The sequence below is a fragment of the Bacteroides sp. AM16-13 genome, from assembly GCF_003602705.1.
GTDB classification, from domain to species: domain Bacteria; phylum Bacteroidota; class Bacteroidia; order Bacteroidales; family Bacteroidaceae; genus Bacteroides; species Bacteroides xylanisolvens.
Window position 1 is genome coordinate 192,544 of the sequence record NZ_QTLK01000007.1, and the last position, 23,483, is coordinate 216,026.

19 protein-coding genes and 1 tRNA gene are annotated in these 23,483 nt (G+C 40.7%); 14 read left to right on the plus strand and 6 right to left on the minus strand.

Going from position 1 to position 23,483, the window contains the following annotated elements; all coding sequences use genetic code 11:
* Positions 1 to 36: 36 nt before the first annotated feature.
* The 4 genes from gcvT to DW173_RS07800 all read right to left on the minus strand — a co-directional run bounded on the left by gcvT (position 37) and on the right by DW173_RS07800 (position 6,296).
* A complete protein-coding gene (gcvT, locus tag DW173_RS07785; protein ID WP_120144220.1) occupies positions 37 to 1,122 on the minus strand; it encodes a glycine cleavage system aminomethyltransferase GcvT in 1,086 nt (361 codons plus the stop codon).
* 66 nt (positions 1,123 to 1,188) lie between these two features.
* Positions 1,189 to 2,412, minus strand: coding sequence for a peptidase T (gene pepT / locus DW173_RS07790; protein WP_120144222.1), 1,224 nt, complete (start codon positions 2,410 to 2,412; stop codon positions 1,189 to 1,191).
* Between the two features lie 150 nt (positions 2,413 to 2,562).
* Positions 2,563 to 3,972, minus strand: a complete 1,410-nt coding sequence (locus tag DW173_RS07795; protein ID WP_074707257.1) for an amidophosphoribosyltransferase — start codon at positions 3,970 to 3,972, stop codon at positions 2,563 to 2,565.
* 164 nt (positions 3,973 to 4,136) lie between these two features.
* Positions 4,137 to 6,296, minus strand: coding sequence for a glycoside hydrolase family 97 protein (locus DW173_RS07800; RefSeq protein WP_120144224.1), 2,160 nt, complete (start codon positions 6,294 to 6,296; stop codon positions 4,137 to 4,139).
* A 351-nt stretch (positions 6,297 to 6,647) separates the two neighbouring features.
* On the opposite strand from DW173_RS07800, the gene crcB reads away from it, so the two are divergent.
* The 3 genes from crcB to eno all read left to right on the plus strand — a co-directional run bounded on the left by crcB (position 6,648) and on the right by eno (position 9,141).
* Positions 6,648 to 7,022: a fluoride efflux transporter CrcB gene (gene crcB / locus DW173_RS07805; protein WP_008021271.1), complete on the plus strand. Its 375-nt coding sequence runs from the start codon at positions 6,648 to 6,650 to the stop codon at positions 7,020 to 7,022.
* Complete coding sequence (locus tag DW173_RS07810; RefSeq protein ID WP_120144226.1) at positions 7,019 to 7,681, plus strand: pentapeptide repeat-containing protein; 663 nt, start codon at positions 7,019 to 7,021, stop codon at positions 7,679 to 7,681. Before crcB ends, DW173_RS07810 begins: the two co-directional genes overlap by 4 nt.
* Before the next feature lie 179 nt (positions 7,682 to 7,860).
* Positions 7,861 to 9,141 carry a phosphopyruvate hydratase gene (gene eno, locus DW173_RS07815; RefSeq protein WP_008021267.1) on the plus strand — a complete coding sequence of 427 codons (1,281 nt, stop codon included), beginning with the start codon at positions 7,861 to 7,863 and terminating at the stop codon, positions 9,139 to 9,141.
* Between the two features lie 63 nt (positions 9,142 to 9,204).
* On the opposite strand, the gene DW173_RS07820 is transcribed toward eno, so the two are convergent.
* A tRNA-Thr gene (locus DW173_RS07820) sits at positions 9,205 to 9,278 on the minus strand.
* A gap of 308 nt (positions 9,279 to 9,586) precedes the next feature.
* Here DW173_RS07820 and DW173_RS07830 point away from each other — a divergent pair.
* From DW173_RS07830 to DW173_RS07855, 6 genes are read left to right on the plus strand one after another with little or no spacing between them, the layout of a single operon-like run.
* Positions 9,587 to 10,144: a DUF4199 domain-containing protein gene (locus tag DW173_RS07830; protein ID WP_032811718.1), complete on the plus strand. Its 558-nt coding sequence runs from the start codon at positions 9,587 to 9,589 to the stop codon at positions 10,142 to 10,144.
* 29 nt (positions 10,145 to 10,173) lie between these two features.
* Positions 10,174 to 11,124: a glycosyltransferase family 2 protein gene (locus DW173_RS07835; RefSeq protein WP_055236505.1), complete on the plus strand. Its 951-nt coding sequence runs from the start codon at positions 10,174 to 10,176 to the stop codon at positions 11,122 to 11,124.
* Positions 11,125 to 11,145: 21 nt separating this feature from the next.
* Entirely contained in the window at positions 11,146 to 11,730 is a 585-nt protein-coding gene (locus tag DW173_RS07840) for a DUF6452 family protein (protein WP_049703194.1), read from the plus strand.
* Complete coding sequence (locus DW173_RS07845) at positions 11,714 to 12,463, plus strand: DUF6048 family protein (RefSeq protein WP_049703195.1); 750 nt, start codon at positions 11,714 to 11,716, stop codon at positions 12,461 to 12,463. Before DW173_RS07840 ends, DW173_RS07845 begins: the two co-directional genes overlap by 17 nt.
* Before the next feature lie 6 nt (positions 12,464 to 12,469).
* Complete coding sequence (locus DW173_RS07850) at positions 12,470 to 13,051, plus strand: manganese efflux pump MntP family protein (RefSeq protein ID WP_120144228.1); 582 nt, start codon at positions 12,470 to 12,472, stop codon at positions 13,049 to 13,051.
* Positions 13,052 to 13,081: 30 nt separating this feature from the next.
* The gene (locus tag DW173_RS07855; protein ID WP_055236507.1) at positions 13,082 to 14,092 is read left to right on the plus strand and encodes an FAD:protein FMN transferase; all 1,011 of its coding nucleotides are present in this window, start codon (positions 13,082 to 13,084) and stop codon (positions 14,090 to 14,092) included.
* A 108-nt stretch (positions 14,093 to 14,200) separates the two neighbouring features.
* Here the strand turns inward: DW173_RS07855 and DW173_RS07860 are convergent, their stop codons facing one another.
* Positions 14,201 to 14,839 carry an HU family DNA-binding protein gene (locus DW173_RS07860; protein WP_008021253.1) on the minus strand — a complete coding sequence of 213 codons (639 nt, stop codon included), beginning with the start codon at positions 14,837 to 14,839 and terminating at the stop codon, positions 14,201 to 14,203.
* Positions 14,840 to 15,148: 309 nt separating this feature from the next.
* Here DW173_RS07860 and DW173_RS07865 point away from each other — a divergent pair, with 309 nt between their 5' ends.
* From DW173_RS07865 to DW173_RS07885, 5 genes are all read left to right on the plus strand, one after another.
* Positions 15,149 to 16,474, plus strand: coding sequence for a VapE domain-containing protein (locus tag DW173_RS07865; protein ID WP_049703197.1), 1,326 nt, complete (start codon positions 15,149 to 15,151; stop codon positions 16,472 to 16,474).
* A 190-nt stretch (positions 16,475 to 16,664) separates the two neighbouring features.
* Entirely contained in the window at positions 16,665 to 19,634 is a 2,970-nt protein-coding gene (locus DW173_RS07870) for a type I restriction endonuclease subunit R (protein WP_049703198.1), read from the plus strand.
* Between the two features lie 15 nt (positions 19,635 to 19,649).
* A complete protein-coding gene (locus DW173_RS07875) occupies positions 19,650 to 20,813 on the plus strand; it encodes an AAA family ATPase (RefSeq protein ID WP_120144230.1) in 1,164 nt (387 codons plus the stop codon).
* A 2-nt stretch (positions 20,814 to 20,815) separates the two neighbouring features.
* Positions 20,816 to 22,441 carry a type I restriction-modification system subunit M gene (locus DW173_RS07880; RefSeq protein WP_049703200.1) on the plus strand — a complete coding sequence of 542 codons (1,626 nt, stop codon included), beginning with the start codon at positions 20,816 to 20,818 and terminating at the stop codon, positions 22,439 to 22,441.
* Positions 22,442 to 22,446: 5 nt separating this feature from the next.
* Positions 22,447 to 23,481, plus strand: coding sequence for a virulence RhuM family protein (locus DW173_RS07885; protein WP_120144231.1), 1,035 nt, complete (start codon positions 22,447 to 22,449; stop codon positions 23,479 to 23,481).
* Positions 23,482 to 23,483: the final 2 nt, after the last annotated feature.

Sequence of the window (23,483 nt, forward strand, 5' to 3'; positions counted from 1 at the left end):
CTTATCCGGGGCTATACACAACAACCAGCTTATTTCTTATTTTCTAAAAGGAGGTTTCACTACCACTGCTTTTAACTTCCGACCACGCATATCAATACAGATTTCCGTGCCCACTTTACTATATTCCGGCTTTACATATCCCATGCCGATACCAATCTTACGGGTAGGCGACATCGTACCGGAAGTAACCACTCCCACTTGCTCGCCTTCAGCATTTACCAGTTCATAGCCGTGGCGGGGAATCCCGCGGTCAACCATTTCAAAACCAACCAGTTTACGGGTAACACCTTCCGTTTTCTGTTTTTCCAGCAACGGACGGTTGATAAAATCCTTACCTTCCACAAACTTAGTAATCCAACCCAGTCCGGCTTCTATCGGAGAAGTAGTATCATCCAAGTCATTACCATACAGACAGAAGCCCATTTCCAACCGAAGTGTATCACGAGCTCCCAAACCGATAGGTTTAATGCCGTATTCCTCACCAGCTTCAAAAACCACTTTCCATATACGATCAGCAGCAGACGGATAGAAATAAAGTTCGAAACCTCCCGCACCGGTATAACCCGTATTGGAGATTATCACATTCTCTTCACCTGCAAACGTTCCAACTTTAAATGTATAATATGGAATAGAAGCAAGATCAATGTCCGTCAACTTTTGCAGAGCTAGAACAGCCTTCGGGCCCTGTACAGCGAGTTGAGCTATGTTGTCCGAAGAGTTTTCCAACTCGGCCCCTTCCGTATTGTGAGAAACACACCAGTTCCAGTCTTTTTCCATATTGGCAGCGTTGACTACCAGCATGTATTTTTCCGGCTCGTACTGATACACCAGCAAATCATCTACAATACCTCCCTCTTCATTGGGAAAACAGGTATATTGTATTTTACCCGGAGCCAATGCCGCCACATTATTGGAAGTTATTTTCTGCAGAAAGGCTAATGCATGTGGACCTTTCACCCAAAATTCTCCCATGTGCGACACATCAAATACACCGACACTTTGACAAACAGTCAGGTGTTCGTCAATGATACCGGAGTACTCAATAGGCATATTATAACCTGCAAACTCGTGCATCTTAGCACCGAGTATGATATGTTTCTCTGTAAACGGAGTGGTTTTCATTATTTTAAAGTATTAAGTATTAATCAAGTATTAAGTTTTAAGTATTACCTGTGTTTACCACCTTTTTTATTTGGAAGCTACCAGTTCAGCTATTTTCACGATCACTTTCATCGCTTTTTCCATATTCTGGATAGATACGAATTCGTAACGTCCGTGGAAATTCAGACCACCGGCAAAGATATTCGGACAAGGCAATCCTTTGAAAGAGAGCTGCGCACCATCCGTACCTCCACGAATCGGTTTTACGTTCGGTTTCACGCCAACGGCTTCCATAGCTGCAAAAGCAGTATCGATGATGTGCATTACCGGTTCTATTTTCTCACGCATATTATAATACTGGTCGCGCAGTTCGAGTGTCGCAGTTCCAGCTCCATATTCAGCGTTCATTTGAGCTACCAGACGTTCTATCTCTTTTTTGCGGTTCTCAAATTTTACACGGTCATGGTCGCGGATGATATAAGATACAGTGCTTTGCTCCACATCTCCCTGAATACCAATCAGGTGATAAAATCCTTCATAGCCGGTCGTATGTTCCGGTCTTTCCTGTGAGGGAAGCATCGTGATAAACTGATTGGCAAGATAGATAGAGTTAATCATCTTATCCTTGGCATACCCCGGATGCACATTACGTCCTTTAAAGGTTATTTTTGCGGCAGCGGCATTAAAGTTCTCAAACTCCAACTCCCCTACTTCACCTCCATCCATCGTATATCCCCATTCGCAACCGAATTTCTCTACATCGAATTTATGAGCACCTTCACCGATTTCTTCGTCAGGATTGAAGCCGATACGGATTTTACCGTGTTTGATTTCGGGATGTTCCTTCAGATAAACCATCGCAGATACAATTTCCGCAATACCCGCTTTGTCGTCGGCACCGAGCAACGTTTTTCCGTTGGTTACAATCAAGTCTTCCCCCTTATGATCCAGCAATTCCGGGAATTGCGATGGAGAAAGAATCACATTCTCTTCAGCACAAAGCACAATATCCGAGCCATCATATTTTTCCACAATCCGCGGAGTGACATCTTTACCTGTCATATCAGGACTTGTATCCATGTGGGCAATAAATCCGATAGTGGGTACTTCTTTATCTATATTGGCAGGAAGTGTAGCAAAAAGATAGCCATGCTCATCCAAAGTAATATCTTCCAATCCCAAAGATTCCAACTCTTTTTTCAAGTATTCAGCAAAAATCATCTGCTTAGGAGTACTTGGAGTAAGCCCAGTCGATTCATCAGATTGTGTATCGAAACTTACATACTTTAAAAATCTGTTTACTAAAGTCATTTCTATTTACGATTTAACGATTTACAATTTACAATTTGATAGTTTATAGTGCCGTAAAGGTAAAAAAAGAGCCGTGAATTACAAAGCAATTCACGGCTCTTTTTTATTGTATACTTTTATCCGGATATTTAAATATCCTATTTTACTGCTTTAAAAGTGGCTGCTACCATCAAAGCAATGTGTACATACTTTGCATTTAGGTAAGCCGATAGCCTCAATCAACGTTTCCAGCGTGTTAAATTTCAATGAACTTAGTCCGAAACGCTCGGCAATAATGCTAACCATCTTTTCGTATTCCGGAGAACCGGTAGTGGCATATTTCTCCAAATTCTTATTTTCATCACCTTCCAGTTCCTTGATAATGCGACGGGTTATCAACTCCAATGCATTTTTGGAAGCCGAGAAACCGACAAACGGACAAGCGTAAATCAATGGCGGGCAAGCGATACGCATGTGTACCTCTTTTGCTCCATAATCATACAGAATCTTCACATTATCACGCAGTTGAGTTCCCCGTACAATAGAATCGTCACAGAACAACAAACGTTTATTTTGCAACATCGCACGGTTAGGAATCAGCTTCATCTTGGCTACCAGCGAACGCATCTCCTGATTGCTGGGAGTAAAGCTACGAGGCCACGTCGGTGTATATTTCGAGATAGCACGATGATAGGGAACTCCCTTTCCTTCGGCATATCCTAAAGCCATACCCACTCCCGAATCAGGAATACCGCAGGCGCAGTCCACTTCCGATTCATCCGTCTGCCCCATTTTCAATCCGCTGGTGAAACGCACTTCTTCCACATTCTTTCCTTCATAGCAAGAAGTCGGGAAACCATAGTACACCCACAGGAACGAGCAAATTTGCATATCCTCATTGGGTTTGCGAAGCTGGTCGATGTGATCGTCATACATACGGACAATCTCGCCGGGACCTAAATATCTCTCAATCTCATAATCCAGATTCGGGAAGCTGGACGATTCGCTCGTTGCAGCATAAGCACCGTCTTTCTTTCCAATCACTACCGGAGTACGTCCCCATCGGTCACGGGCAGCGATGATGCTACCATCTTCCGTCAGGAGCAGCATAGAGCAAGAACCTTTAATGTGATTAAACACATTTTCGATACCTTCAGCAAAGGTTCTACCTTGTATAATAAGTAATGCGATAAGTTCCGTCTGGTTGGTGTTGCTCGAACTAAGTTCGGCGAAGTGCATGTTTTGATTGAGAAGTTCTTCTTCCAATTCCTGGATATTGGCTATTTTAGCGACTGTGACAATGGCGAAACGCCCGAGATGAGAATTGATGATGATAGGCTGTGCGTCTGTGTCGCTAATGATGCCGATGCCGGCGTTTCCTTTAAATTTGTCTAGTTCTCCTTCAAATTTGGTTCGGAAATAAGTACTTTCCAAATTGTGAATGGAGCGGATAAACCCTTTTTCCTCACTGTATGTTGCGAGTCCTCCTCGCTTGGTACCCAGATGTGAGTTATAATCTGTGCCATAGAATAAATCAGTCACGCAACTAGTTTTCGAGACTGTTCCGAAAAAACCTCCCATGTTGTTCTCTTTATTGATGATGTTTTAAAAAAGATGGCGCAAAAGTACAAAAAAGAATCCGTCCTATAAAAAAAGTACTCCGCAAAGTTTTAGTTTTCTTTGCGAAGCACAACTAATATTTATTAAAAAACGAGGAATCCGTAAACAATCTTTTTACCTGAATCTTATTTCCATTTCCTGATTGTTTTCAAGTCGGCAGGAGTTGCTTCTATCAGACTTACTGCAAACCCTCCACTGCGTGCCAGCTTCACAGACATCTTATTCTTGTTTGTCACCAATCCTTTTTTTATCTGATAAGAGGTCGGATTCTTTTCAAAGTCAGCATCTTTTCCGTCAGCATAAAGAGTGGCTACATATTGTTTTCCCGGTTCAAGAAAATCAAGCGTAAAAGCAGAGGTACGGGGATTTTCGTCGGTGATGCCGCCTACAAACCAGTTATCAGTACCTTTTGCTTTACGGGCAACCGTGATATAATCTCCCGGTTCTGCTTCCAGATACTTGCTGTCATCCCAATCAACAGCTACCTCTTTGATAAATTGAAACGCATCCATGTGGCGTTCGTAACTTTCCGGAAAGTCGGCTGCCATTTGCAAAGGGCTGTACATCGTTACATAAAGCGCTAATTGTTTAGCCAAAGTAGTACGTACAAAGCTGTGATCGCCCGACAAGAAAGATAGTTTGGTATCAAAAATACCCGGCGTATAATCCATCGGTCCACCAATCTGACGGGTGAAAGGAAGCAAAGTGGTATGGAACGGTTTGTTGCCTGCAAAAGCTTCATATTCCGTGCCACGGGCCGATTCGTTACCAATCAGATTCGGGTAGGTACGACATAATCCTGTGGGACGGGTTGCTTCGTGGGCATTTACACATATCTTATATTCGGCAGCTTTTTCTACCGCATATAAATAATGGTTATTCATCCACTGTCCGTAATGATGTTCTCCACGAGGAATAATGTTACCTACATATCCACTCTTCACAGCATTATACCCGTTATCTATCATAAACTGATATGCTTTATCAAGATGACGTTCGTAGTTACGTACAGAAGCAGAGGTCTCGTGATGCATCATCAGCTTCACCCCTTTTTCCTTTGCATACGCATTGAGCATTTTCACGTCAAAATCAGGATACGGAGTGACGAAATCAAAGACATAATCCTTCGAATTTCCAAACCAGTCTTCCCAACCTTCATTCCAGCCTTCCACCAATACTTGGTCGAATCCATGTTCGGAAGCAAAATCGATATAACGTTTCACTTTATCATTGTTGGCTGAATGGCGTTCGTTTGGCTTTGTTTTGGAATAATCCGTCTGTCCAAGTTTCACCGAATAAACATCATCCGTATACGACCAGGAACCTTTTCCGGTGATCATTTCCCACCACACTCCGATATATTTCACCGGCTTAATCCAGGAAACATCTTCATAAATACAAGGCTCATTCAGGTTCAGAGTCAATTTAGAAGCCAGAATATCACGGGCATCATCACTTACAATCACCGTACGCCAGGGTGAACGACAGGGAGTCTGCATATACCCCTTATCTCCTTTCGCATCAGGAGTCAGCCATGATTCAAAAATCAGGTTCTGATCGTCCAGATTCAGATGCATACAAGAGTAGTCGATCAAAGCGGCTTCATGCAGATTGATATACAATCCGTCGGCCGTTTTCATTTGCAGGGAAGTTTGTACACCTGTCGGAGAGAAAGGTGTTTGAGAAGCATTTGAAGTAATTGCCCCCTGTAATAATCCGCGAATTTCTGAAAGTTTGGATTCGGTATAGTCATATTCCTGCGTATCATAATCGCCGGGAATCCAGAAGGCTGTATGATCGCCAGCCATAGCGAATTGAGAATGTTCTTCTTTGATAACGAAGTAATTCAGATTTTTCTGCTGTGGAAATTCATAACGGAATCCCAAACCATCGTTATAAAGACGAAAACAAATAATCAGATTACGATCTTGTGCCTTTTGATTCAAGGTGACAGCCATTTCATTATAATGGTTGCGGATGGATTTCACCTCTCCCCACACAGGCTGCCATGTTTCGTCAAAAGTAGCAGTTTTCGTATCGATCAGCGTGAATCCGTTCATCAGTCCCGGATCATTCTTTAATTCCAATCCCAGTTTCGATGGTTTAATTACTTCTTTTCCTTTATAAGAAAGTTCGTACACCGGTTCTCCTTGCGCATTGACAGAGAAATTAAGTTTTAATTGTCCGTCAGGAGAAGTGATACTTTCGGCTTTAGCTGATGTGCCGAAGAAAAAAGAGAGCAACAGACAGAGCCCTATTACAGTTCCTATTTTCATGTTCTTCATGATATAAATGAGTTAGTTAATAATCGTATGGCAAAGATAGACCGGAAACACAAGAGGTGTTTTTCTTTATAAAGAAAATATAGAGGGATACAGAACCAAAAACAGAATAAGTATTTAAGAATAAAGCAGATAACATATTTTGAGACTAGAAAAAATATAGTGTCTATGGTGAATAAATTAAAAGGATTAAATATGAATATTGCATAATCTTCCTATATTTGCAGATTATTATCTCAATCACAATAAACATTTTATTATTCATATGGCACAACGCCTTAATTTATCCCGGAGGTTTCGAGCAACTCGAAAAGGATTTTGAAGTCGCCTAAATAATATCAATCTTTCAATCAAATGAGCAAAGAAGTTATCTATATCTTTATCGGCGGAGGCACGGGTAGTGCATTGCGTTATTTCATTCAGTTGTTAATGCACGAACGAATCGTCCCCTACCATTTTCCATGGGCTACTTTCACTGTCAATCTCCTCGGTAGTTTTCTTATCGGCCTGTTTTATGCCCTTTCAGAACGGTTTCACCTTCCGTTCGAAGTCCGTTTGTTTCTGACAACGGGCTTATGTGGAGGTTTCACAACGTTCTCTACTTTCTCCAGTGACGGCGTAGGTCTACTGAAAGGAGAATTTTACGGAGTATTTATTCTATATACATTAATAAGTATAGGTATAGGATTGGCCGCTGTGGTAGCCGGCGGATATGTGGGAAAGGCATGATGAAAAGAAGCCCAATCAAACCCGTCCGCGTTGTTCCTCCCATGATGGAAGAGCAGGAAGTCAGTACTACTACCCTACAGGAATGGCTCGACAGAGAAGAAACCGTCTCTCATCTTTTATTCTGTAAAGGAAAAGAAGAAGGTATCGACAAATCTTATAAAAGTTTCAAGAACTGTACTTTCCAAAATCAGACATTCAGCGAATGTAAATTCCATTCTTCCCAACTGACCGATGTCAGGTTCGAGAACTGTGATTTATCCAACATCTCTTTTGCTGAAAGTTCGCTCTACCGGGTAGAATTCATTTCCTGCAAACTATTGGGTACCAATTTATCTGAAACAACGATGAATCATGTCTTGCTGCACGACTGCAATGCCGGTTACATCAACCTCGCCATGAGTAAAATGAATCAGGTACGTTTTGCACACAGCCAGCTCCGCAACGGAACTCTGAACGACTGCCGTTTTTCATCTGTCGCTTTTGACGGTTGCGACCTTGTAGAAGCCGATTTCTCACATGCTTCGCTCCGCGGAATAGATTTGCGCACTTCCCGCATCAGCGGAATCACGCTTAACATCAGCGATCTGAAAGGGGCTGTCATCACCTCCTTGCAGGCTATGGATTTGCTTCCACTGTTAGGGGTTATTATCGAAGATTAAAATCCTGCAAATTCACCCCGCCACACTCAAACAAAAAACATCGTCCCGTTGTTATAATATAAGGTCGGACTAACGACATATAGGGAATAGGCTCAAAAAGAATACCTATTTATAGTGATTTCTCACTCCCTGTCAAGTCCGTACTTTTGCAGAAATCTTATTCAAAAACAATAGAAACGATGAAAATTGAAAAAATTGTAGCTCGAGAAATTCTCGATTCAAGAGGTAACCCCACAGTAGAAGTTGACGTAGTATTGGAATCCGGCATCACAGGACGTGCATCTGTACCATCAGGTGCTTCCACAGGTGAACATGAAGCATTGGAGCTTCGCGATGGTGATAAAAAACGTTATGGTGGAAAAGGAGTACAAAAAGCGGTTGACAATGTAAATAAAATCATCGCTCCGAAACTGGTTGGTATGTCTTCGCTCAATCAGAGAGGTATCGACTACGCAATGCTGGCATTGGACGGCACTAAGACTAAATCCAATTTAGGTGCCAACGCTATTCTCGGTGTATCTCTTGCCGTAGCCAAAGCTGCCGCCAACTATCTGGATCTTCCCCTATACCGTTACATCGGTGGAACAAATACGTATGTAATGCCTGTACCGATGATGAACATCATCAACGGTGGTTCACATAGCGATGCTCCTATCGCATTTCAGGAATTTATGATTCGTCCCGTAGGTGCTCCTTCTTTCAGAGAAGGTCTGCGGATGGGTGCTGAGGTATTCCATGCCTTGAAAAAGGTTTTGAAAGACCGTGGTTTAAGTACTGCCGTAGGTGATGAAGGAGGTTTCGCTCCTAACCTCGAAGGTACAGAAGATGCCCTGAACTCGATCCTTGCCGCTATCAAAGCCGCAGGCTACGAACCGGGTAAAGATGTGATGATCGGTATGGACTGCGCTTCTTCTGAATTCTACCACGATGGTATTTATGATTATACCAAGTTTGAAGGCGAAAAAGGCAAGAAACGTACTGCTGAAGAACAAATCAACTATCTGGAAGAACTGATTAACAAATTCCCTATCGACTCTATCGAAGACGGTATGAGCGAAAACGACTGGGAAGGTTGGAAGAAATTGACAGAACGCATCGGCAACCGCTGCCAGTTGGTAGGTGACGATTTGTTCGTGACTAACGTAGACTTCCTTGCCATGGGTATCGAAAAAGGTTGTGCCAACTCTATCCTGATTAAAGTAAACCAAATCGGTTCGTTGACAGAAACATTGAACGCTATCGAAATGGCTCACCGCCATGGATACACCACTGTTACCTCTCACCGTTCGGGTGAAACAGAAGACGCTACTATCGCCGATATCGCAGTAGCTACCAACAGCGGACAAATCAAGACAGGTTCGTTAAGCCGTTCGGATCGTATGGCTAAATATAACCAACTGCTCCGTATCGAAGAAGAACTCGGCGACTTGGCTGTATATGGATACAAGAGAATCAAGTAAATCTCTATGCTAGATTATAAAAAAAGCATTCAAGTAAACTACCTGAATGCTTTTTTCTTTTTGAGCCTCTTGTCGGATTCGAACCAACGACCCCGAGATTACAAATCACGTGCTCTGGCCAACTGAGCTAAAGAGGCGGGTGGGTAAGCTATCTATATCGCGCCGCTACAACCAACTACCTTTGCTGCGATCAAGCCCTGGAGGATTCGAAGGGAGCTGGCCGTATAGGACTTACCCGTTTTGCGGTTGCAAAGGTAGACATTTTTATGTATTCTGCAATAGCTGCAGATAACTTTTTTACGAATAAAATACTAACAAGCTACGTTTCAAGCAATTAAAATCGCAAAAAAATATTCAGACAGCAACTTCCCCTGCTTTATTAACTTTAACAACCAGATTTCCCCTACCAACCGATATTATTTGTACCTTTGTGCGCAATTTATAAATGAAGATGACAGAGAACAGAAGCTATTTACAAAAATATGCCATGCATTTTGGCACGTACATGGGAATCTACTGGATATTGAAGTTCATATTATTTCCGCTGGGATTCCACATACCTTTCCTTTCGCTTTTATTTGTAATCCTGACATTATCCGTACCTTTCATCGGATATCACTACGCGAAAATGTATCGGGATAAGATTTGCGGGGGGAGTATCCAATTTTCGCATGCCATGCTCTTCACTATATTTATGTATATGTTTGCTTCCCTATTGGTAGCCGTGGCCCACTACGCCTATTTCCAGTTCATCGATCACGGTTTTATCGTCAACTCTTATATCCAGCTATGGGACGAGTTGATGGCCAACACTCCGGCTTTGATAGAAAACAAAGAAGTTATAAAAGAAACGATAGATACCGCCCGTTCACTTACTTCTATCAATATCACCATGCAGTTATTGTCATGGGATGTATTCTGGGGAAGTATCCTGGCCATCCCTACCGCATTGATGGTAATGAAAAAGGCCAAACCGGAAAATGACGGACCCGTTCAATCATAATTTATAAATCATAAATCATAATTCGTACAATGGATATATCAGTTGTAGTCCCATTATTCAATGAAGAAGAGTCACTACCCGAACTCTATGCTTGGATAGAACGGGTAATGCAAGCCAACGGATTCTCATTCGAAGTGATTTTCGTTAATGACGGAAGTACCGACCATTCATGGGAAGTGATCGAAAAGCTGAAAGCTCAATCGGAACATGTAAAAGGTATCAAATTCCGCCGTAACTACGGTAAATCACCCGCGCTCTACTGTGGATTCGCAGAAGCGGAAGGAGACGTAGTCATAACGATGGATGCTGACCTACAAGATAGCCCGGATGAAATTCCCGAACTCTATCGGATGATTACCGAGGACGGTTACGACTTGGTTTCCGGCTGGAAACAAAAGAGATATGACCCTATTTCGAAGACCCTGCCGACCAAGTTGTTTAATGCGACCGCCCGCAAAGTGTCGGGCATCAAAAACCTGCACGACTTCAACTGCGGCCTGAAAGCATATCGAAAAGAGGTAGTAAAGCATATCGAAGTCTATGGTGAAATGCACCGTTATATCCCTTACCTGGCAAAGAACGCTGGATTCAAGAAAATCGGTGAAAAGGTGGTACACCACCAGGCACGTAAATACGGCACGACGAAATTCGGACTAAACCGTTTCGTGAACGGATATTTGGATTTACTTTCTCTTTGGTTTCTTTCCCGATTCGGTATCAAACCGATGCATTTCTTCGGACTGCTGGGATCATTGATGTTTCTCGTCGGAATGATTTCTGTCATCATTGTAGGTGCCAGTAAACTATATGCTATGTCCAACGGTCTCCCCTATCGACTGGTGACCGACTCTCCCTATTTTTATTTGTCACTGACGGCAATGATTATAGGTACACAATTATTCTTAGCCGGATTCCTTGGCGAATTAATCTCCCGCAATGCACCGGAACGGAATAACTATCAGATAGAAAAGAAAATTTGATTCACATTCAATAAGCTGACTATGAAGAATTTAATTCGTATCTTTCTCCTATTGATAATCGTTGGCGGTGCTGTCAGCATTCATACCTCGTGCTCGGACGAGAACGATTGCTCATTGGCAGGACGTCCGATGATGTATTGCACGATATATACCATCGATCCGGACAACCCTAATATTGCACTAAAAGACACGCTCGATTCGTTGACAATCACCGCATTAGGCACTGACTCTATCATTCTGAACAATGAAAAGAATGTGCATACGTTAATGCTTCCACTACGATATACAAGTGACTCTACTGTATTCATATTCAGATATGATCCAAAGCGTAAAAAAGATGATGTTGACACATTATACATTGTACAACAGAATACGCCTTATTTCCAATCAATGGAATGTGGATATATGATGAAACAAAACATTATCAGTGCCAAATTTGGCAAACCAGGAAGACCCGGCCTTCCTCCTCCGTATGGCAATGGACAACCGGACCAAATAGATTCTCTTCATATACAAAATAAAGAAGCCAATACAAATGAAATCCAGAACTTGCAGATATTCTATAATTATCGGCCAGAACGCACACCTGATGAAACGACTAATTAGTCTGCTCCTACTCTTTTGCATTGGACTTCCGTTGCTGGCCCAACAACAGCGGCCTACGCAAACACCCAAAAGAGATCAGAAAAAGAAAGAGGTTGCCGAGATAGATACCATTCCACTTTACAATGGTACGTATATCGGTGTGGATTTATACGGCATCGGAAGCAAGCTTCTGGGAGGCGACTTTATGAGTTCTGAAGTCAGTGTGGCCGTCAATCTTAAAAACAAATTCATCCCTACCTTTGAGTTTGGTATGGGAGGAACAGATACCTGGAATGAAACAGGTATACACTATAAAAGCAAAATGGCTCCATTCTTCCGAATCGGTGTGGATTACAACACCATGGCAAAGAAGAAAGAGAAGAACAGCTATTTATATGCAGGACTTCGCTATGCGTTCAGTTCATTTAAATATGACGTCTCCACAATGCCGGCGGACGATCCCATCTGGGGAGATGCAGTAGGTAACCCCAGTTTAGGAGATGGTTACTGGGGCGGAAGCGTACCTTTCAGCCACTTGGGAATGAAAGGCTCCGTGCAATGGCTGGAAATTGTTTTAGGCGTTAAAGTGCGTATCTACAAAAACTTTAACATGGGGTGGTCGGTACGTATGAAATACAAAACCAAAGCATCTACCGGAGAATATGGAAATCCATGGTACGTGCCCGGCTACGGAAAGTTTAAATCAAACAATATGGGAATCACTTATTCCCTTATTTACAAATTGCCTCTTTAGAATATAATGACAGGACTAGAGATTTGGTTGCTTGCAATAGGTCTGGCGATGGATTGTTTCGCTGTCTCCATTGCAAGTGGCATTATTTTGAAGCGTACCCGATGGAAACCCATATTAATCATGGCTTTTACATTCGGACTTTTTCAAGCAATCATGCCTTTTATCGGATGGATGTTCGCCAAAAGCTTCAGCCATTTCATAGAAAGTATAGACCATTGGATTGCCTTTGCCATTCTTGCCTTCCTTGGCGGCAGAATGATTTGGGAATCTTTCAAAGAAGAAGAGTGCTGCCAGCTATTCAACCCGACCAGTCTGAAAGTGGTATTCACTATGGCCATCGCAACAAGCATCGACGCGCTGGCAATCGGTATTTCGTTTGCCTTTTTAGGAGTGCAAAATTATAATGAAATCCTGTCCCCTATCCTTATCATCGGACTTGTTTCCTTCGTCATGTCACTCATCGGGTTGATCTTTGGTATCCAATGCGGCTGTGGCATCGCCCGAAAACTGAAAGCAGAGTTATGGGGAGGTATCATTCTGGTCATCATCGGACTAAAGATATTAATTGAACATTTATTTCTCCAATAAAATGAGTTTTCTCATCAAAAAGAAGAGCGTATGAAAACAAAAAAAAGTTTCCTTTGGCTGGCTTTCCTGATTTTGGCAACCATCTGGATATTAGTCAGGCATAATCAACAAGCTGGCTATTACAGTGTCAAAGGTTTGGTATTTGGGACGGTATACAAGATTACTTACCAATATGACGGTGATTTAAAACCGGAAATAGAAGCTGAACTGAAACGCTTCGATCAATCTCTGTCTCCATTTAACGACAGTTCAGTTATCAGTCGCGTCAACCGCAACGAGGAATTAGTTACCGATAGTTTCTTTCAGAAATGTTTCAACCGTTCGATGGAAATTTCCCGCGAGACAAACGGTGCTTTCGACATCACAGTAGCCCCCCTTGCCAATGCTTGGGGATTCGGTTTCAAAAAAGGCACTTTTCCTGATTCAATCATGATAGATAGTCTGTTGCAAATCACCGGATATGAAAAGGTGAAAATGGACAACGGCAAAGTCATTAAGCAGGATTCCCGTACCATGCTAAGTTGTAGTGCCGTTGCCAAAGGGTATTCGGTAGACGTAGTTGCACAACTGCTCGACCGTAAAGGCATAAAAAACTATATGGTAGATATAGGCGGTGAGGTGGTTGTGAAAGGCAAAAACCCCTCCAAAGGCTTATGGCGCATCGGAATCAATAAGCCCGTCGACGATTCACTGGCCGTAAACCAAGACTTACAAACAATACTTGAAATTTCGGATTTAGGCTTAGCAACTTCTGGAAATTACCGCAACTATTATTACAAAGACGGAAAGAAATATGCTCATACCATCGACCCGAGAACGGGTTATCCGGTACAGCACAGCATCTTGTCTTCCACCGTAATCGCTAAAGACTGTATGACTGCCGACGCCCTAGCTACTGCCTTCATGGTGATGGGACTGGAAGAAGCGGAAGCCTTCTGCAAAGCGAACCCGGAGATTGACGCCTACTTTATTTATAGCGGAGAAAACGGAGAGTTCAATACTTTCTACACGGAAGGAATGAAAAAATACATAGCGAAATAAGATCCGCTTCTTTTCTTTCATTCTCTTCACATGAGGATAAGTCTCAAGCTATCAACCGTTTCGTGTGATTACTCAAAGAAATATGCTTCTTCACATCCTTCACAGTCATTACCGTGAAGGATGTGCCGCATCTCTGGATACGCCATAATAACCGGGAGCAGGTACATACATCGGCTGATTGCGCAAACCGATATTCACCAGTTTTCCTTCTCCACGCAAACGCACCAAATGCGTTTTGGCCGTAGTACGTGCCAAACCACACACTTCCTGAAAATCACGGCGGGTCATCATCTGATGTTCGGCAAAATATTCTTTCAACAGCATATCAATCTCTACTTCTGACACCTTCTCCGAATGACGGACATACTTGGACTGACTGGCGCGAACACCCACAAAATGTCCTTTCAGATTACTGTCAGGGCGAAATCGGACAGTTTTGAAAGCCACCTTATTAGTCTTATGCGGAGTGCTGCGAGTCACTTTCCCCGTAGCCTCCAAAGTGGGATAAAAATAACCGATCCCCTCGATATGTACTTCTTTCCCCTCACGCAACGACTCGCCAAGAATCTTCGATAAGTTATCAAGCACATTCTTTACATCGCCCACAGTCAACGAACTGTAGTCATGAATCTTGTAACAAAGAGTATCCGTATCCACCTTTCCATTCATAAAGATACGCGGATGCAACGCTGCTTCTTCTTCCGAAGAAGCATTAGGATTTTCATACCAATCAAACACAATAGCCATTACTTCTTATCAATTTAAATGTGTAACTTCATCATAGGACAACTTTAATCGGCTATTCGGACGACTGGAATCGGCTGTTCAGTCAACTATTGTCAGCCAACCGGACAACTCCAGTCGGCTTTTCCTAAACAAGCACTAAAGATACGATAAAGTAACGACTTATCCGCATAAGAAAGCTTGTTTTTCATTTCAGGAGAAAATAAACTTTTTCTTAGTTAAATACTTGCAAACCCCATATCTCATGTTATACCTTAGCAGCATCAACCGGTCGAAAAAACAACATTTATTCATTTAAAAAACAAGAAAAATATGAAGACATTAGAATATAACTCAAAACGTTTGGCGAAAAGAATACGGGTATTGATGAAAGAATCGTCAAACGTCATCGTTTCACCGAACATTTCAAAGGAAGAGCTCAAAATGCAAGAATTGCATGAGCAGGAAGCAGATAAGAAAGAAGTACATAAACAGGAAACACATAAGCAACCCGTCCTTCTGACGCAACAAGTGATCGACTTTTTAAAAGTGCGATATGATTTCCGCTACAACCTGCTCACCGAAGAAACTGAATTTCGGCCATTCGGCCAACGAGAAATTCCTTTCTGCCGCATAGACAAGCGAGAACTGAATACTTTCTGCCTGGAAGCCCACAAAGAAGGAATCAATTGCTGGGATAAGGACCTTCAAAGGTACATCTACTCTACCCTAGTGGAAAGCTACCATCCTTTCCGGCTTTATATGGACGAACTACCTATATGGGACGGAACGGACCGGCTGAAGTCTCTGGCGAAACGAGTATCTGACGCCCCTATATGGATAAAAAGCTTTCACACCTGGATGCTCGGACTTGCTGCCCAATGGCTGGGAGTGAATCAAACACAAGCAAACAGCGTAGCCCCGATACTTATCAGCGAAGAACAGGGACGCCATAAATCTACTTTCTGCCGTATGCTGATGCCACCACAACTAGCCCGTTATTATTCGGATAATCTGAAACTAACCGCACAAGGCAATCCCGAACGTCTCCTTGCCGAGATGGGATTACTAAACATGGACGAATTTGACAAATTCGGAGCACAAAAGATGCCATTACTGAAAAATCTGATGCAAATGTCCAGCCTCAACATCTGCAAAGCCTATCAGAAAAATTTCCGGTCACTACCTCGTATCGCTTCGTTCATCGGAACGAGCAACCGAACTGACTTACTATGTGATCCGACAGGCAGCCGCAGATTCATCTGCATTGAAGCGGAACATGATATTGACTGTACCGGAATTGAACATTCACAAACCTACGCCCAACTGAAAGAGGAATTGCTTGCAGGTGCCCGCCACTGGTTCAGCAAAGAGGAAGAACATACCTTACAGCGTCATAACAGCGCCTACTATCATGTCAACCCCATAGAAGACATTGTGCGCAACACATACGCGCCTGCCACGTTGGATGAACCGGATTGTCTGTCACTCTCCGCCGCCATCATTCATCAGGAATTGAAAAAGAAGTTCCCAGCCGTACTACGCAACTGCACTTCTATCCAGCTAGCACAAATCTTGACCGCAGCAGGTATCAGCCGACAGCATACGAGATTGGGGAATGTGTATTTGGTGAAGAGGGTGAAGGGTGGTGAAGAGTAAAAATAATGCCGTTCATTCACAGGAAGTAGGTGTGAATGAACGAATAAGCTTTATGTGAAAAGAGTGGAGAACGGTTTATAAAAATAAAGTACATTATTCAAGAACAAAAAAGTTTTAGAATCATCTCCGAGTATTTGGATATTATTCGTTATCTTTGAAAACTTTATTTCATTAATTAATATAATTTGAGATGATGAGAGAAGCCCAAATAGAAGAACTATTTATAAAAAAGTTAGAAGAACTCAAATACTCCTATCGCAGAGATATTCGCGACAGAAACTCTCTTGAACAAAACTTCCGAGAAAAGTTTGAGTCTCTCAACCGGGTAAGGCTGACTGAAAACGAATTTGAACGACTGAAAACCGAAATTATAACTCCTGATGTATTTGCCGCTTCGAAGTTGCTGCGTGAAAGGAATTATTTTCAACGTGAAGATGGCACTCCTCTACATTATACATTAGTGAACATAAAAGACTGGTGTAAGAATGAATATGAGGTTATCAACCAATTGAGAATAAATACAGGAAACAGTAACCATCGATATGATGTCATTATTCTTATTAATGGTATTCCGGTAGTTCAGGTCGAATTAAAAACATTAGACGTATCACCTAGGAAAGCAATACAACAAATTATTGATTACAAGAATGATGTTGGTAACGGTTATACCAACTCATTACTTTGTTTTATGCAATTATTTATTGTTAGTAATAGGAGTGACACCCGTTACTTTGCCAACAATCAAAATCAACATTTTAGTTTTGATGCTAACGAGCAATTTCTGCCTGTGTATCAACTTGCAAATGAGCGGAATAGAAAAATCAGACATTTAGACTCTTTTGCAGAACTATTTTTGCCCAAATGTACATTGGGAGAAATGATTAGCAAATATATAGTTTTGGTAGAAAGCGAGCAAAAACTATTAATTATGCGTCCCTACCAAATCTATGCAGTAAAAGCAATTGTAAACTGCATTCATCAAAATCGGGGTAACGGTTATATATGGCATACTACAGGTAGTGGAAAGACGCTTACTTCTTTCAAAGCCTCCACGTTATTAAAAGATAATCCGGACATAGAAAAATGTCTTTTCGTTGTTGACCGCAAAGACTTGGACAGGCAAACCCGTGAAGAGTTTAATAAGTTTCAAGAAGGAAGTGTAGAAGAAAACACCAATACCGAAACACTTGTAAGACGACTACTTTCTACAGATTATGCAGATAAAGTCATTGTAACGACTATCCAAAAGTTGGGTTTAGCATTGGACGGAAACCATAAAAAGAACTATAAAGAACGCTTAAATCCATTGAGTAAGAAACGAATGGTTTTCATCTTTGATGAATGTCACCGTTCACAATTTGGTGAGAATCATAAAGCTATTAAGGAATTCTTCCCTAATGCTCAATTGTTCGGCTTTACCGGAACACCTATTTTCAATGATAACGCAACACAAAAGACTATAGAAGATGAACATGCTTCCAACAAGACTACTAAAGATATTTTCGAAAAGGAACTGCATGCATACACTATTACAAATGCAATTGATGACAAAAACGTATTGCGTTTTCATGTAGAATATTTTAAAGGAAAAGGGAACATTAATCCTAAGCCGGGAGAAACCATTACTCAACAAGCAGTGATTGAGGCTATTATAGACAAGCACAATGCCGCAACCAATTCGAGGAAGTTTAATGCGATTCTGGCAACCGCTTCCATAAACAATGCCATAGAATATTATAATCTTTTCAAAGAAATCCAGAAACAAAAACAAAAAACAAACAAAGACTATCTACCTCTAAATATAGCCTGCGTTTTTTCACCTCCGGCAGAGGGTAATAAAGATATTCAGCAAATTCAGGAAGACTTGGAGCAAGAAAAAGAAGACAACAAGCAAAATCCTGATGAGAAGAAAGCAGCATTAAAGAGTATTATCAGGGATTATAATAAACAATACGGAACAAATCACAACATTAATGAGTTTGATTTGTATTACCAAGATGTACAAAAGCGCATCAAAGACCAACAATACAGTAATGCGGATTATCCTCACAAAAATAAAATTGATATCGTCATTGTAGTAGATATGCTACTTACGGGTTTTGACTCTAAATATCTCAACACTTTGTATGTAGATAAAAATCTAAGATATCATGGACTGATACAGGCTTTTTCACGTACCAACCGTGTACTAAACGATACTAAACCATACGGAAATATATTAGATTTCCGCCACCAGGAAAATGCCGTAAACGAAGCTATCGCTTTATTCTCAGGAGAAAAATCTAAAGAGCAGGCGAAAAAAATCTGGTTAGTTGATCCAGCTCCTGTAGTAATTGAAAAATATAAAGAAGCCGTAGCAGCTTTAGGTGATTTCATGCGACAAAATAATTTAGCCTGCGAACCTCAGGAAGTGTATAATTTGAAGGGGGATACTTCTCGAATCGCTTTTGTCAAAAATTTCAAGGAAGTACAGCGCTTAAAAACCCAGCTCGACCAATATACAGACTTAAACGAGGAACAACAAACTCAAATTGAAGAGATATTGCCTGAAAACACTTTCCGTTCATTTAAAAGTTCGTACATAGAAACGGCTAAGCAATTTAGGGAAATACAACAAAAAGGCGGCGATAACATTCCTGTAGATATACAGCAACTTGATTTTGAGTTTGTACTTTTTTCCTCAGCATTGATTGACTATGATTACATCATGGGACTAATTGCTGACAGCACTCAAAAGAAACCATCTAAACAAAAAATGACAAAAGCACAAATCATCAACCTGCTTTGTTCAAGCTCTAATATGATGGATGAACAAGAAGATTTAACTGAATACATAAAAAGTTTGGATTGGAATAATGGTCAAGATGTACAATCACTACATGATGGTTACAATGCTTTTAAGATAGAAAAAAATGAAAAAGAGCTATCCGATATCGCAAACAAACACGGACTAACCGCATCTGCCTTAAAAGATTTTACAGATAAAATTATGCAACGCATGATTTTCGACGGTGAAAAACTAACGGATCTCCTTGAACCGTTAGAACTAAGTTGGAAAGAACGCCGTACGAAAGAACTTGCATTGATGGCAGACTTAGTCCCTCACTTAAAAAAACAAGCTCAAGGACGTGAGATTTCAGGATTAGCTGCTTATGAATAACATGAAAAAAAGAATATGAGTAACCAACCTAAAATATATAAATATAAAGATTTGTCGGGATTAGCCGCAAGGTTACGTGGCGATCTGATTGAACACGATTTCGTCTTACTCTACGCTCATAATGGAACAGGGAAAACCCGTTTATCTATAGAGTTCAAGAATAAAGGAAAAAAGAAAATAAATGGAGACACTCTCTATTTTAATGCTTTCACCGAAGATCTGTTTCATTGGGACAATGACTTGGAAAATGATATGGACCGTGTTCTTAAAATAAATGCTGATTCAAAATTCTTCAATGCATTTAAAGAATTAGCTTTAGAAGAGAAAATCTTCGCATATCTGGAACGTTATGCGGAATTTGACTTCAAATTTGATTATGAAAAATGGGAAATAAGCTTCAGCAAGCAGGTTCCCAATCCCAAACATAAGTTTAACAACAAAGAGCCTGAGTATATCATTCAGAACAATATCAAAATTTCTCGCGGTGAAGAGAATATTTTTATCTGGTGTATCTTTCTTGCCATCTGCGAACTGACAATTGATGGTGCAGAAGCTTACAATTGGGTTGAATACATTTACATAGACGATCCAATCTCCTCGTTAGATGACAACAATGCTATTGCTGTAGCCAGTGATTTATCTCAGTTGTTGAAAAAAGGAAAAGATAAGGTCAAATCTGTTATTTCATCCCACCACAGCTTGTTTTTCAACGTCGTTTACAATGAATTAAAGCAAAAACCATGCAAACGATATTTCCTACATAAGAATGGAACTGACGGATATACTCTACAAGCAACTGACGAAACACCTTTTTTCCATCATATAGCCATATTGAGCGAACTCAAACAAGTGATGGAGTCGGGTAAAATCAATACATATCATTTCAATATGTTACGCAGTATTTTAGAAAAGACATCTACGTTCTTCGGATATGACGACTTTTCAAAATGTATTCATGGAGTAGAGGATGAAGTACTTTACTCACGAGCACTAAACCTACTGAGCCATGGAAAGTATTCTATTTACGAACCTGTAGAAATGGGAGATGACAACAAAGTTCTTTTTATAAAGATATTGCGAGCGTTTTTGGATAAATATCAATTTGACTTACCTATTCTTCTAATTGAAGAAGAAAAAGAAGTGATTGATGCGATTAACAAAGAAAAAATGAGAAATTAAATATGACAGTACAAGATCAAAAACAATTAGGCAAAACCCTTTGGGAAATAGCAGACGGGTTGCGTGGAGCAATGAATGCAGATGACTTTCGCGATTATATGCTATCATTTCTTTTTCTACGCTATTTGTCTGATAATTACGAAGAAGCTGTAAAAAAAGAATTAGGGAGAGATTATCCTCAATTGGAAGAAGCCAACAAACATAGAGCTTTGGGAATATGGTATAAAGCAAATGAAATGGACGTACCGGAATTTGAAAAACAAATGCGCCGTAAAGTTCATTATGTCATAAAACCTCAATATTTATGGAGTAACATTTCAGAAATGGCTCGTACTCAGAATGGAGAGTTGCTACAAACACTTGAAGAAGGCTTTAGATACATTGAAAATGAGTCATTTGAAAGTACTTTCCAAGGCTTATTTTCGGAAATAAACTTGAATTCGGAAAAGTTAGGCAGAACAGCCTCGGATAGAAATAAGAAACTTTGCACTATTATTCAAAAAATAGCAGAAGGAATTGCCAGATTCTCAACAGATACAGACATTTTAGGCGATGCTTATGAATATCTTATCGGTCAGTTTGCCGCAGGCTCGGGGAAAAAGGCCGGAGAGTTTTATACTCCGCAACAGCTATCAACTATTTTATCTAAAATTGTAATCTTAGATAGTCAAGACCCGGCATTAGGAGAAAAAAATAAATTAGACAGAGTATTGGATTTCGCATGTGGCTCCGGCTCCTTATTATTGAATGTTCGCAGACAGTTAGTGGAAACCGAAGGAAGTATAGGGAAAATATATGGACAAGAAAAGAATATTACCACCTACAACCTTGCCCGTATGAATATGCTATTGCATGGACTCAAAGATACAGAATTCGAAATACACCATGGCGACACATTGATCAATGACTGGAATATTCTGAACGAAATGAATCCTGCAAAAAAGATGGAATTCGATGCTATCGTTGCAAATCCCCCTTTTAGCTTACGTTGGGAACCTACTGACACGCTAACAGAAGATTTCCGTTTCAAGAACTATGGCATTGCCCCTAAATCGGCTGCTGACTTTGCATTCTTATTGCACGGCTTCCATTTCTTGTCCAATGGAGGGACAATGGCTATCATACTCCCGCATGGGGTATTGTTTCGTAGTGGAGCAGAGGAACGTATCCGCACCAAACTACTGAAAGATAATAATATAGATACAGTGATAGGTTTACCTTCTAATCTGTTCTTTTCTACAGGGATTCCGGTTTGCATTTTAGTATTAAAGAAATGCAAAAAATTTGATGATGTTCTTTTCATCAATGCCAGCGAGCATTTTGAAAAAGATAAGAGACAAAATCGTCTACGAGAAGGAGAAGATGGCAAGCCTAATGATATTCAAAAAATCATAGAAACATATCAATTCCGAAAAGAGGAAGAACGATACTCCCGACGGGTATCTATGGACGAGATTGAACAAAACGGTTATAATCTTAATATTTCTCGGTACGTAAGCACGTTCAAAGAAGAAGAGCCCATTGATATACATGCAGTAATGGCTGAAATCAAAGAACTTGAAGCTAAACGAGCTGACTTAGACAAAGAAATAAATGTTTATCTGAAAGAACTTGGATTGATAGAGTAATAACGATGCCGAAGAATTTTGAAATAAAAAATAGTACAGCCGAGTTCCTCATGTTCGTGATGGAAGGTAAAGAAAACGGTGTACAAGTGACGTATAAAGACGAAACAATTTGGTGCACGCAGAAGGCAATGGCTACACTGTTTGATGTAGGTGTTCCTGCCATCAGTAAACACTTGAAGAATATCTTCGATACAGGTGAACTTTCAGAAAAATCAGTTATTTCCATTTTGGAAACAACTGCCTCAGATGGCAAATCCTATAAAACTTCTTTCTATTCGCTCGATGCTATTATTTCTGTTGGTTACCGTGTGAATTCCGTCCGTGCCACTCAATTCCGCCAATGGGCAACCTACATATTGCGGCAATTTGCCATACGTGGTTATGTTATTGATAAAAAGCGAATGGAAAATGGTTCATTCATTGGTGAAGACTATTTCGAGCATTTGCTTGCCGAAATTAGGGAGATAAGACTTAGTGAACGTCGTTTCTATCAGAAGTTGACCGATATATATGCCACAGCCATCGATTACAATAAGGATGCACCAACTACTCGTCTATTTTTTAAAAAAGTGCAAAACAAAATGCACTTTGCCGTACATGGTCATACTGCTGCTGAACTGATAGTAGAGCGAGCTAATGCACAAAAAGAAAATATGGGATTGACAACCTGGGAAAATGCCCCTAACGGAAAAATTGTAAAACCTGATGTGAGTATAGCAAAAAATTATTTAAATGAATTAGAATTAGAAGATATGGGACGTTTGGTCAACGCTACTCTAGATATGGCTGAACGTATGGCAAAACGGCATATCCCTATGACTATGGAAGATTGGGCAAGACGAATAGATATTATTCTCGAAGCTGGAGATAATGCAGTATTGATTGATGCTGGTAAAGTTACCGCAGAGTTTGCTAAATCTTTTGCAGAATCAGAGTTCGAAAAATATCGTATTGTACAGGACAGATTATTCTGTTCTGACTTTGATCGGTTTGATGACAACGGCATCCTTTCATTCGATTTTAACCTTAATGAAGAATAACA